Here is a 13,857-nt window from a genome sequence, read left to right on the forward strand (position 1 = left end):
CGATGATGGAACCGAGCGCTCGTCTCGTACGGCTTTCTCCCGCACGCCTGGCCGACGTACGCCGGCGGACCGGCGACTACTCCGACAGGACCATCACCGAAGCGTGCGCCATCGGGCTGTCGTACTGGACGACGGGCCGCAGCCCCGACGGCATCGACCTCACCCCCGGCACCCTGTTCGCCGACGTCCTCGGATGGGTCGACAACGGCGGGGCCGGGCCCGGTGACTGGGAAGTCGGCGCGGACGGCCGGAGCATCACCGTTCCGGACGGTGTGGCACCGGCCGACGCGCAGCTCGCGCTGGACGACCTGGCCGACTTCCCGGACCGGCCCCTCGGCACCATCAGCCCGGCCGGCGTGGCCGCGAGACTCGAACTCCTGGCCCGCTGGAACGACACCGAAGCCGACCGGATCCGCCCGACCATCGTCGAGATGTTCCGCGAGCAGGCACGGACCAGGCCGGACGCCGTCGCCATCGTCGACGAGCACCGGTCACTGACCTACCGTCAGGCGGCCGAACACGCCAGCCAGTTGGCCCACCACCTGATCGAACGCGGCCTCGGCCACGAACAGGTCGTCGGCATCTCGCTGGGCCGCTCCGCCGACATGGTCATCGGACTGCTCGCCGTGCTCCAGGCGGGGTGCGCGTTCGTGCCGCTCGATCCGCAGTGGCCCGCCGCGCGCCGGGCCGTCGTCATCGAGGACGCCCGGGTCGTCGTACAGCTCAACGCCTCGGGCGAGCACGACCCGGCCGAACCGCCGGCCGTGGCCGTCGACCTCGACGACTGGCGCTACGGTTCCCACCCCACCGAGGGAACCGGCGTCACCGTCCACGGCGACGCCCTCGCCTACGTGATCTTCACATCCGGCTCCACCGGACGGCCCAAGGGCGCCATGATCCGCCACGAGGCGATCAGCGAGCGCCTGCTGTGGCAGGTGAACGAGATCCTGGGCTTCGGCCATGACGACGCCTCGCTGTTCAAGGCGCCGTTGTCCTTCGACATCTCCATCAACGAGATATTCCTGCCGCTGGTGTCCGGCGCCCGCCTGGTGGTGCTGCGGCCCGGCGGCGAACGCGACCCGCACCACCTGCTCAGCGTGATCGCCGAACAGCGCGTCACCTTCACGTATCTGGTGTCGTCCATGCTGGACGTCCTGCTGGAGATCGCCGGCGACTCCGGCCGCCTGGACAGCCTGCGGCACGTGTGGTGCGGCGGCGAGGTGCTGACCCCGGAGCTGTACGAGCGGTTCCGCACCAAGCTCGACATCCCCATGTACCACGGCTACGGCCCGGCCGAGACGACCATCGGCGTCTCCCACGTCATCTACCGGGGAGAGGCGGAACGCCTGTCGACGTCCATCGGCAAGGCCAACCCCAACACCCAGCTCTACGTCCTGGACGAGGAACTGCGCCCGGTCCCCGTCGGCGTCGGCGGCGAACTGTACGTGGGCGGGTTCCTCCTGGGACGCGGCTACGTCAACGCGCCCGGGCTGACGGCCTCCCGGTTCGTCGCCAACCCCTTCGCGGACGACGGCTCCCGGCTCTACCGCACCGGTGACCTCGCCCGGTTCGCCCCGGACGGCTCCCTGGACTTCCTCGGCCGCGCCGACAACCAGATCAAGATCCGCGGCATGCGGCTGGAGATCGAGGACGTCGAGGTCGGCCTCGCCGAGCACCCCGGCGTACGGCACACCTGCGTCGTCGCCAGGAAGAACGCGGCGGGCGGCACCTACCTGGTGGGCTACGTCATCCCGGCCGCCGGCAGCGAGGAGCTGCGGGCGGACGAGGTCAAGGCGTGGGCCGCCGAGCACATGGTCGAGTACATGGTGCCCGCCCACATCGTCGTCATGACGGAGTTCCCGCTCACCGCCAACGGCAAGCTCGACCGCAACGCCCTGCCGGAGCCCACGATCGGCACGGGCCCCCTCGTACGGCCCACCACCGACGACGAGCGCGCGGTCTGCGCGGCGGTCGCGGCGGTGCTGCGGCTCGAAGAGGTCGGCGTCGACCAGGACTTCTTCCAGCTCGGCGGCGACAGCATCCTGGCGATCTCGCTGCTGACCGCGCTGCGCGACGCGGGCCTCTACGTCACGGCACGGCAGATCTTCACCCACAGCACCGTGGGGGCCCTGGCCGCGGTCGCGAGCCGGGAGGACGTCTCCACCGTCGACCACCGCGATGTCGCGACCGGGTCCGTCGTGGGCTCGCCCATCGTGCAGTGGCTCGGCGAGACCACCGACGCGATCGACGGCTTCGTGCAGTCCGTCGTGCTGAACACCCCTCCCAACCTGACCGCCGACGCGCTCGACGAGATCCTCACCGCCGTCGTCCGCCGGCACGACATGCTGCGCGCCAGGCTGGTGTGCGGAAACCGCTGGAGCTTCGACATCCCGGAACCGGACCGGGCCGTCGCGGGGTGGCAGGAGAGCGACCGGCCGCTCGACGCGTGCGTCGCACTCGCCACCGACGCCCTGGACCCCGACAACGGCGTGATGCTGCGAGCCGTCTGGCGCCGTGAGGCGGGGCAACTGGTCCTGGTCGCCCATCACGTGGTGATCGACGGCGTGTCCTGGCGGATCCTGATGGACGACCTGGCCACGGCCTGGCGGCAGTTCGCCTCGGGCACCCCCGTCGAACTGCCCCCCGTGGGCACGTCCTTCCGCCGCTGGACGCAGCTGCTGGAGCGCGCGGCGTTCGACGCGGACAGTTCCTACTACTGGCGCCCCCTGCCGGGAGAGGACCGCCCGGTGGGCAGGCGTGCGCTGTCCGACGCCGACACCGTCGCCACGGAGCGGCTGCGGACCGTCTCGGCCGGCCCGGAGATCACGTCCGCGCTGCTGGGCGAGATCCCCGCGAAGTTCCACGCGGGCGTCAACGACGTCCTGCTGACCGGGCTCGCCGTAGCGCTCGCCCGATGGCGCCGCGACCTGGGGCAGGACCAGACCTTCGCGCACATCGAACTGGAGGGCCACGGCCGCGAAGGACAGTTCGTGGCGCCCTCCGCCGGCTTCGAGCCCGAACTGTCGCGGACCGTCGGCTGGTTCACCACCCTCTTCCCGGTGACCGTCGACCCCGGCGCGGCGGCCGACTTCACCGCACCCGCATACCTGACCGCCGCCCTCAAGGCGGTCAAGGAAGACCTCGCCCGGGTGCCCGACAACGGCGTCTCCTACGGTGCCCTGCGGTACCTGACCGACACCGAGTTCGACGCGCCCGCACCGCAGGTGCTCTTCAACTACCTGGGCCGCTTCGCCGCCGGAGAGCCCGGCGACTGGCAACTCGCCCGGACCACCGGCCAGTTGGGCGAGAAGCGTGATCCGCGGATGCGCCTGCCGCGCGCCCTGGAGTTCAACGCGATCGCCGAACCGGCCCCGACCGGCGAGTACGACCTGGTCACCACCATCTCCTGGCCCGACGGCATGTTCACCGACGAGGACATCGCCACCGTCGGCGCCTACTTCCAGGACGCCCTGGCCGGACTGGCCGCACTCGACCCGCAAGGCGGCCACTCGCCCAGCGACTTCCCCCTGGTACCGCTGACACAGGCCGACGTCGACGCCCTGGACGGCCCGGCACTGCGGGACATCCTGCCGCTGACGCCCTTGCAGGAGGGCCTGTACTTCCACTCCGTCTTCGACGACGACTCGGCCGGCGCCTACGTCGAACAGCAACTGCTCACCCTGGACGGCGAAGTGGACGCCGACCGGCTCGCGGCGGCGGCCACCCGGCTGCTCACGCTGTACCCCAACCTGGCCGCACGGTTCGTGGCCCTCGCCGACGGCCGCGTGGTCTCCGTACTGGAGAGCGGCGTCGAGGCGCCGTTCACCACCCTGGACCGCCCCGGCATCACCGACGCCGAGCTGCGCGACCTGGCTGAGCGGGACCGCCGCGCCGGATTCGACCTGGCGACCGGCCCGTTGATGCGCTACACCCTCGTCCGCGGCGGCCCGGGCCGCAACGTCCTGGTGCAGACCGTGCACCACATCATCGCCGACGGCTGGTCGGTGCCGCCGATGCTCCGCGCGCTGCTCGCCGAGTACCACGCGCCGGGGACCGTGTACCCGGTCGGCGGCTTCGCCGACTACGTACGCTGGCTCGCCGGGCGCGACGCCGAGGAGAGCGACCGGGTGTGGCGCGAGCAGCTCGCGGACCTGCCCGGCCCCTCGCTGGTCGCCGAGGGGCACACCCCGTCCGACCGGTTCGCCGACACCGCCGTGCGGCCGGAGCACGACATCGACGCGGCCGCACGGTCGGCCGGCGTGCCGCTGAGCGTGGCCGTGCACAGCGCCTGGGCGGTGACACTGGGCGGCGTCCTGCACGGCAGGGACGTGGTGTTCGGCTCCACGGTGTCCGGCCGCGACGCGGACGTGCCCGGCATCGAGGACATGGTGGGTCTGTTCATCAACACGATCCCCGTACGCGCCCGCTGGACCGGCACCACCACCGTGCGGGACCTGCTCGCCTCGGTGCGGGAACACCAGGGCGCAGTCCTGCCGCACCAGCACGTCTCACTGGCCAGGATCGGCCGCCAGGCCGACGCCGGCACCCTCTTCGACACCTTGGTGGTGTTCGACGTCGCGACCGACGTGGACGGACTGCGGCGGCCCGGCGACACGCTGGTCGTCACCGACCTCGTCAACGAGGGCGCACCGCACTACCCGCTGACCCTGGTCGTGGAACGCGCACTCGACGGGCGTCCCCGCTTCAACCTGATCTACGACGGCGAGCTGCTGCGGGAGACCACCGCCCAGTCGATCCTGCACACGTTCACCTCGACCCTCACCGCCCTGCTCACCCGACCGGACACCCTGGTCGACGATGTGGCGTCCGAGGGCGACCGGCGTCCCGCGCGCATCACGCCGACGACCCTGGGCGGCCTCTTCGACGCCGCCGCGCGGCGCGACCCGGCCGCCACCGCCGTCACCCAGTGCGGCCTCGACGGCGGTACCCGGTCCCTGACGTACGGCGAACTGGCGCAGGCCAGGAACGAGTTGGCCTCGGCTCTGCGCGCGGCCGGTGTCGGCCCCGGCCGGCGGGTCGCCGTCGCCGTCCCCCGGTCCGTCGAGCAGGTCGTCGCCCTGGTCGCGATCGTCGGCGCGGGCGGTGCGTACGTACCGCTGGACCTGGCCTACCCGGACGAACGGCTGGAGTACATCCTCGCCGACGCCGCCCCGCAGGTCGTCCTCGTGGACAGCGAGCAGCGCGACCGGTTCACGGAGCTCCTGGCCCGCACGGGCGTGCGGGCCCGCGTGCTCGTCCAGGGCGAAGAACTTCCGCAGGTCACGACCGAGCCGGGCCCCGGGGCCAGTTGGCACGACCCCGCGTACGTGATCTACACGTCCGGATCGACCGGCCGGCCCAAGGGCGTCGTCGTCCCCCACTCCAGCGTGGTGACGCTCCTTGCCAACACCCAGCCCGACATGGACTTCGGCCCGCACGACGTCTGGGTCCAGTTCCACTCCTTCTCCTTCGACTTCGCGGTCTGGGAGCTGTGGGGCGCGCTGGCGTACGGCGGTGAGCTGCTGGTGCCGGAGTACGGGCTGACCCGCTCCCCGGTCGACTTCCACCGGCTGGTCCGCGAGCGCGGGGTGACCGTGCTCAACCAGACGCCGTCCGCCTTCTACCAGTTCATCGAGGCCGACCGGCACGCCGGCGAGCCGCTGCCCGCCCTGCGCCGCGTCATCTTCGGCGGCGAGGCACTGGACCTCGGGCGGCTGCGCGGCTGGGTCGAGCGGCACGGCACCGGCTCGCCCGAGCTGGTCAACATGTACGGCATCACCGAGACCACCGTCCACGTCACCCACCGCGTGCTGACCGAGGAGGACTTCGGCCCCGGTGACGACGTCAGCCCGATCGGCGGCCCCATACCTGGCCTGGTCACCTACCTCCTCGACGACCGGCTCCGGCCGGTCCCGCCGGGCCGGGTGGGCGCCATCTACGTCGCCGGCGACCAGGTGTCGCTCGGCTACCTCGGCAGGCCCGGCCTCACCGCGGGCCGGTTCGTGGCGAACCCCTTCGCGGCGGACGGCTCCCGCATGTACCACACGGGCGACCTCGCCCGCCGCACCCTCGACGGCGAACTGGAGTTCGCCGGCCGCGCCGACGACCAGGTCCAGCTCAAGGGCTTCCGCATCGAGTTGGGCGAGGTGGAGTCCGCGATCCGGGAACTCGACGGCGTGATCGACGTGGCCGTGACGGTGGCGGAGAGCGGGGATCACCTGGTGGCGCACGTGGTGGGCGAGGTGCCGTCCGACTTCGCCGAGCGACTGGCCGCGAAGCTGCCCGTGCACATGGTGCCGGGGCGGGTGCTCGCGATCGACGCCCTGCCGCTGACGGTGAACGGCAAGCTGGATCGAAGGGCCTTGGCGAAGCGGACCGATAGGGGCGCGGGGCTGTATCAATTTGCGGCTCCGCCGCGGGGCGCGACAAGCCACGACGCACCCGCGGACGAAAACTCAGCTGTAGCCGCACTCGTCGACATCTTCACCCAGACACTGCCCGGCACGGCCGTGGACGCCGACACCGACTTCTTCCACGCCGGAGGCGACAGCATCATCGCCATCACGGTCGTGAACAGGGCCAGGACACTCGGCCTGCCCATAGCCCCCCGGGACGTGTTCCTCCACAAGACCCCCCGCGCGCTCGCCGAGCACCTGGCGACACACACACCACAGACCGCCGCCCCCACCCACCGCGAGGACGGCCCCCTCCCCCCGACGCCGATCATCCTGCGCCAACGCGAACTTGGCGGCTCACTCACCCGCTTCGCCCAGGCCAGAACGCTCGTGGCCCCGGACAGCTCCTTCGCCGATGTCGAACGCGCCGCCAACGCCGTAGTCGCCGCACACCCGGCCCTGCGACTGAGGCTCGTTACCGAACACGGAGTGTGGACCCTCCGCACCGAACCCGCCCGTGACACAACCGTCGTACGCCCGGACACCCCCGACGCCACGACCGCCGCGAACGAGGCCGCCGGACGGCTCGACCCCGAGTCGGGCGAGGTCGTCGCCTTCTCGTGGCTGGAGGCGAGCCGCACCCTGGTCGTCACCGTGCACCACCTCGCCGTCGACTCGGTGTCCTGGCTGATCCTGCTGGACGACCTGGCCGCAGCCCTGCGCGGGGATGCCCTGGCCGCGCCGACGACGCCGTACGCCGAGTACGCCGAAGCCCTGGCACTCCGGTCCGCCCACGCGACCGACGACCTCGGGCACTGGCTCACCACGCTCCAGGCGCCCCCGCTGCTCCCCGCCGTCGAGGGACTGCGGGAGACCACGGTCGTCCTCCCGCCCGAAGCGAGCGACCGCGTGACGCGCACCGCGCCCGCCGCACTCGGCGTCGGCCTCACGGAACTGCTGTGCGGAGCCCTGCGCGCCGCGCTGACCCACATCCAGCCCTCGCCCACCGACCTCGCGATCGAGCTGGAGCGGCACGGTCGCGTCCCGGCGGTGGAACACCACGACTACACCCGTACCGTCGGCTGGTTCACCTCCATCGCGCCCGTACGGCTCACCGCGCACACCGACCCCGTCGCGGCCGCGCGCGAAGTCGCCGAACGCCAGCCGGACGAGCGTGCCCACGTCGCCTACGGACAGCTCAGGTATCTCAACCCGCAGACGGCCCCGCTGCTCGGCACCGCCCGCCCGCAGGTGCTGTTCAACTACCTCGGCCGGGGCAGCGAGTCCCAGGCGGTGCACCTCACCGGCGGCGACCAGGGCAGCCCCTACGCCGTCGAGGTCAACGCCTGGCTCGACGAGACCACCGGGAGCCTGCACACGGCCTTCACCCTCGCCGAGGGCGTCCCCGACGAGATCACCGAGCACTGGCACCGCGCCCTCCAGCGCATCGCGGACGCCGCCACGACGGCCGAGCGCACCGCTCCGGTCACCCCGCTCCAGCGGGGCCTGTTCTTCCAGGCCCAGATGGCGGGCTCGGCCGGGCACTACGTGGCGCAGAGCTGGTTCACGTTCGACCGGCGCCTGGACACCGGCGCGCTGGCCGAGGCGATGGCGCACGTGATCGCCCGGCACCCGGTCGTGGGCGCCGGCTTCACGACCGACTCCGGCGGCAACCCGGTCCAGGTCCTCAAGGCCGGCCGGCGCGTCGACGTCCGCACGGTCGAGCTGGCGGCGGAGGCCGAGGTCGACGCCCTGCGGGCCCGGGACCGCGACACGGGGTTCGACCCGGGTGAGCCACCGCTGATCCGGCTGACCGTGGTGCGTCTGCCCGACGACCGCGACGGCCTGCTGCTCAGCTACCACCTGCTGCTGTGGGACGGCTGGTCCCGCGAGATCATGCTGCGGGACCTGTTCGACGCCTACGAGGCCGCCGTCGCGGGCGATCCCCTCGACGCGGTTCCGGCAACGCCGAGCTTCGAGGACTACGCCCGGGCGATCGACGCCAAGGACTCCGCCGTCCTGGAACGCTTCTGGGCGGAGCTCCTGGCCGCCCTCCCAGGCCCCACACTGCTCGCCGGACCGGCGCCGTCCTTCTCGGACGACCTGCCGCGCGCGCTCGTGCACACGCTGTCCGCCGAGCAGTCCGCCCTGCTGCGGGAAGCGGCCAGGACGCACGGCGTCACCCTGAACTCGGTGCTGACCGGCGCGTTCGGCCTCCTCCTCGGCGCCCACACGGGCCGCAGCGACGCCGTGTTCGGCGTGACCGTCTCCGGCCGGGAGGGCGAGGGACTGTCCGACATCGTCGGCGTGCTGCTCAACACCGTGCCGATGTGGACGCGGCCCCGGCCGGACGACACGGTCCGCGACTACCTCTCGGCCGTGCAGACGGCCAGGGTCGAGGCGATGGAGCACGAGCACCTGGGGCTCGGCGAGATTCAGCGGGCCAGTGGGCACGACACCCTGTTCGACAACCTGTTCGTGCTCCAGAACTTCCTGGACCTGGACGCCTTCGCCGAGATGAACGCCCGGCACGGCATCACCTCGGTGAAGGCCGACGACTCCACCCACTATCCGTTCACCTGGGTCGTCACGCCCGGCGACCGGCTCACCGTCAAGCTGGAGTACCGCGACCGGGACACCGGGAACGCCCGTCGCCTCCTCGACGACTACCTGCGCGTCCTGGAGGACCTGGCCCGCTCGACCGGACCGGTGGGCGCGCTGCGGGGCCTGGGGCCGGAGCCCTCGCGGGGCGAGCGCACGGACGTCGGCACGGACACCGTCGTCGACCGGTTCGACCAGGCGGCGGACCGCGCACCGGATCGGGTCGCGCTCGTCGCCCACGGTTCGACGATGACGTTCGCCGAACTCCGGGACCGCAGCCGCGCGGTGGCCGGCGTGCTGGCCCGGCGGGGCATCGGCCCCGAGGCGAACGTGGGGCTCGCGATCCCGCGCTCCCTCGACTCGATCGTGGCGCTGTTCGCGGTGCTGCGGGTCGGCGCCGCGTACGTGCCGCTGGAGCTGGACCATCCGGACGAGCGGATCGCCGCGATCGTCGAGGACGCCCGCCCGGAGGTGATCCTCACCGTGAGCGCCGTGTCGCCCCGGCTGAGCTCGCTGAACGGTGACCTGATCGAGCTGGACCGCCCGCTGCCCGAGGCCGAGCCGTATGTGACGTTCGCACCGGACGACCCGGACCGCCTGCGGCACCCCGCGTACACGATCTACACCTCGGGATCGACCGGCAAGCCCAAGGGCGTGGTGACCGAGTACGCCGGACTCACCAACATGCTGATCAACCATCAGCGCCGGATCTTCGAGCCGGTGCTGGCGGAGCACGGCCACCGGATCTTCCGGATCGCGCACACCGTGTCGTTCGCGTTCGACATGTCCTGGGAGGAGCTGCTGTGGCTCGCAGACGGCCATGAAGTGCACGTCTGCGACGAGGAGTTGCGCCGCGACGCGCCCCGGCTGGTCGAGTACTGCCTGGAGCACGGGATCGACGTCGTCAACGTGACCCCGACCTACGCCCAGCAGCTCGTGGCCGAGGGCCTGCTCGACAACCCGGAACGCCGGCCGCCGCTGGTGCTGCTCGGCGGCGAGGCCGTCACCCCGACGCTGTGGCAGCGGCTCGCCGAGACCGGGGGAACGGTCGGCTACAACCTCTACGGACCCACCGAGTACACCATCAACACCCTCGGCGTCGGCACCTTCGAGTGCGAGGACCCGGTGGTGGGTGTCGCGATCGACAACACCGACGTGTACGTCCTCGACCCCTGGCTGCGCCCCCTGCCGGACGGCGTCCCCGGTGAGCTGTACGTGTCGGGCGTCGGCATCGCGCGCGGCTACCTCGGGCAGCCCGCCCAGACCGCGCACCGCTTCGTCGCCTGCCCGTTCGGGGAACCGGGCGAGCGCATGTACCGTACCGGGGACCTGGTGGTCCGCCGGCCCGACGGCAACCTGATGTACCTGGGCCGCACCGACCAGCAGGTCAAGATCCGCGGGCACCGCGTCGAACTCGGCGAGGTGGAGGCCGCGTTCGCGGCGCACCCGGCGGTGCGATTCGTCGCCGCGGTCGCCCAGCCCGACCCGCAGGTCGACGGCTCGTACCGGCTGGCCGCCTATCTGGTGCTGGACGGGGCGGAGTTGCCCACGGTGGCAGCCGAAGTCGGCGCCGGACTACCGGACTTCCTGCGCCCCACGCACTACGCCCAGGTCGACAGCATCCCGCTGACGGTGAACGGGAAGGCTGACACCAAGGCGCTGCCGGAGGCCAAGCCGCTGGGCGCGCTGACCACGGTGGGGGAGCGGGGGCCCGAGACCGAGACCGAGACCGTGGTGTGCGAGTACTTCGCCGAGGCACTGGACCTGGACGACGACGAGGTGAGCGCGGTGAGCGACTTCGTGTCCCTCGGAGGACACTCCATGCTGGCGGTGCGGCTGATCGGGCTGCTCCGCCGCGAGTACGGTCCCGTCATCACGATCCGAGACCTGTTCACCCTGCGCACCCCGGAAGCGATTGCCCGCCACCTCGATGACAACTCCTGACACGCAGCGGCCCCGCTCGGGGTCCGACATCCTCAGCACCGCCCTGCGCCGCAACATCGGCGCCATGGCCGGCGGCACCCTCCTCATGGGCATGTACCAGGCGGGCGAGACGGCCTTCCCCATCGCGCTCGGCCTGATCGTCGAGCACACGATGCGGGACCGGAGCCTCGGCGCGCTCGGCCTCTCCATCGCCGTACTGGCTGTGATCATCACGACCGTGTCGCTGTCCTGGCGGTTCGGGATGCGCATCCTTCAGAAGGCCAACACGACGGAGGCGCACCGCTGGCGCGTGAAGGTCGCGGCCTGCGGACTCCAGCCCGTGGCCAGGGACGTCGACCTCAAGTCCGGCGAGGTGCTGACCATCGCCACCGAGGACGCCGACCAGACCGCCGACATCATCGAGGTGGTGCCGCTGCTGATCAGCTCGCTGGTCGCGGTGGTGGTCGCGGCGGTCGCGCTGGGCCTGGCCGACATCCGGCTCGGCCTGCTGGTCATCGTGGGAACCGTCGCGATCCTGTCGTGCCTGAGCGTGCTGTCCAAGCGGATCGGCACCAGCACCCAGGAACAGCAGGCCCGGGTGGCGCGGGCGGGCGCGAAGGTCGCCGACCTGATCACCGGCCTGCGCCCGCTGCACGGCTTCGGCGGCAACCACGCGGCGTTCCGCTCCTACCGTGAGGTCAGCACGGAGGCGAAGGTCCAGGCGGTCACGGTCGCCAAGGTGAACGGCGCGTACGCGGGCACCGCGCTGGCCCTCAACGCGGTCCTCGCCGGCGCTGTGACGCTGACGGCGGGCTGGCTGGCGTTCGACGGCCGGATCAGCATCGGCGAACTCGTCATGGCCGTGGGGCTGGCGCAGTTCATCATGGAACCGCTCAAGCTGTTCTCGGAGATGCCGAAGTACGTGATGATGGCGCGCGCCTCGGCCGAGCGCATGGCACTGGTGCTGACCGCGCCACCGGTGATGACGCCGGGATCCGAACACCCGGCCGAGAGCGTGGACGTGGAGATCGACTGCGTCCGGTACGGAACCCTGCGCAAGCTGAAGTTCCAGGTGTCCGCAGGCGAGTTCGTGGCGATCGCCGCATACCAGCCCCGCGCGGCGGCCGACCTCGCGTCGATCCTGGCCGTGAACGTCCCGCCCGGCACGTACGAGGGAACGGTGCGGGTCGGCGGGCGGGACCTCGCGGACCTGTCCGTCGAGGCCGTCCGCGAGCACGTGCTGGTGAACCCCTACGACGCGGAGATCTTCGCGGGCACGCTCCGCTCGAACATCGACCCGTCGGGCACCAGCCGCATGGTCCCCGAGGCCGTCGAGGCGTCCATGCTGACCGACGTCGTCGCCCTCCACCGCGAAGGCCTCGACTACGGCGTCCGCGACCGGGGCGCGAACCTCTCCGGAGGACAGCGCCAACGGCTCTCCCTGGCCCGCGCCCTGGCAGCCGACAGCGACGTCCTCGTCCTGCACGATCCGACGACGGCCGTCGACGCGGTCACGGAACAGCTCATCGCACGCAACGTCGCGAAGCTGCGCCGGGGCCGCACCACCATCGTCCTCACCAGCAGCCCGGCCCTCCTGGACGCCGCCGACCGGGTCCTGGTCGTGGACGACGGGGTCGTCACGGCCGAGGACACCCACCGCAACCTCCTGGCCACGGACGAGGACTACTGCCTCGCGGTGGCCCGGTGAGCGTGGTCCGGTGACCGGTGGTCCGCTTCAGCAGGCGGCCGTCGCGGCCCACTGGTCTCCACGACCGCCTCCTAGCGCATCTTTTCGGCCACGGCGCGAGGCCGGCTCAGGGGCATATTCCGGCCCGAACCGCCGCGCCGGTGCGGCCCTCTGCCTCTTCGGCGAGCCGTGTGGGCGGTGAAGTACAGACGAGGTAAGGGGAGTGTGAAGCACTTGCGTGAAAACGGGGCAGTACTCCGCACCGCAGTACTTTAATCCTCACCGACCTCCGGCAAGCAGTGGCGTGATTGCGTCCCCCCGGGTCTCTGTTACCGGCGGTACTTACGTGCGCGCTGAGCTCTCCGCCCGGCGGGCGAGAGGGGGTTTCCCCGTGGGACACATGGACCACTTCAGCGCCGGATGGGTCACTCCCGTCCTCTCCTACGTCATGGCCTGCGTCGGTTCGGCCCTCGGCCTGCGGTGCACCGTCAGGGCCCTCGAGACCGACGGCGCCTCGAAACGGAACTGGCTGCTGCTGGCCTCGTTCGCGATCGGTTCCGGCATCTGGACCATGCACTTCGTCGCGATGATGGGCTTCGGCGTCGAGGGCACGCCCATCCGCTACGACGTCCCGCTCACCGTCCTCAGCCTCGCCATCGCCATCGCCGTCGTCAGTGCCGGCGTCTTCACCGCCGGGTACGGGCGCTCGCGCGTCGCGTCGGTCGCGCTCGGCGGGCTCGGCACCGGACTGGGTGTCGCGGCCATGCACTACACCGGCATGGCCGCGCTCAACCTGCACGGCACGGTCGACTACGATCCGATCCGCGTCACCGCCTCCGTCGTGATCGCCGTCGTCGCCGCGAGCGCCGCGCTGACCCTCACCCTCACCGTGCGTGGCCCCGTCCTCGCCGCCGTCGCCGCGCTCGTCATGGGACTGGCGGTCAGCAGCATGCACTACACGGCCATGTACGCCGTCGACGTGAGCCTCGCGCCCAGCAGCGCGGAGCTCCCCGGGGCCACGGCCACCGAGTTCCTCTTCCCGCTCGCCGTCGTGCTCGGCTCGTTCCTCTTCCTCACCTCCGCGTACGTCGCGCTCTCCCCGACCGGCAAGCGCGCCGAGTCCGTCGCCGCCGAACTGCTGCGCGAGGTCGAGCTCTCCACCGCGACCGCCACCGCGCCCGCTCCCGCCACCACAGCGACCGCCTGAGCCGTACGCCCGCAGAGCCGCACCACACCCACCCTCGAAGAGGT

3 protein-coding genes are annotated in these 13,857 nt (G+C 71.8%); all 3 read left to right on the forward strand.

Going from position 1 to position 13,857, the window contains the following annotated elements; genetic code table 11:
- Positions 1–2: 2 nt before the first annotated feature.
- Positions 3–10,940 carry a non-ribosomal peptide synthetase gene (locus tag CP976_RS37655; protein ID WP_150484354.1) on the forward strand — a complete coding sequence of 3,646 codons (10,938 nt, stop codon included), beginning with the start codon at positions 3–5 and terminating at the stop codon, positions 10,938–10,940.
- Positions 10,927–12,627, forward strand: a complete 1,701-nt coding sequence (locus CP976_RS37660; RefSeq protein ID WP_150484355.1) for an ABC transporter ATP-binding protein — start codon at positions 10,927–10,929, stop codon at positions 12,625–12,627. Before CP976_RS37655 ends, CP976_RS37660 begins: the two co-directional genes overlap by 14 nt.
- 370 nt (positions 12,628–12,997) lie before the next feature.
- Positions 12,998–13,813, forward strand: a complete 816-nt coding sequence (locus CP976_RS37665; RefSeq protein ID WP_150484356.1) for an MHYT domain-containing protein — start codon at positions 12,998–13,000, stop codon at positions 13,811–13,813.
- Positions 13,814–13,857 lie beyond the last annotated feature (44 nt).

Source organism: Streptomyces coeruleorubidus, from assembly GCF_008705135.1.
In the GTDB taxonomy this organism is placed as follows: Bacteria; Actinomycetota; Actinomycetes; order Streptomycetales; family Streptomycetaceae; genus Streptomyces; species Streptomyces coeruleofuscus.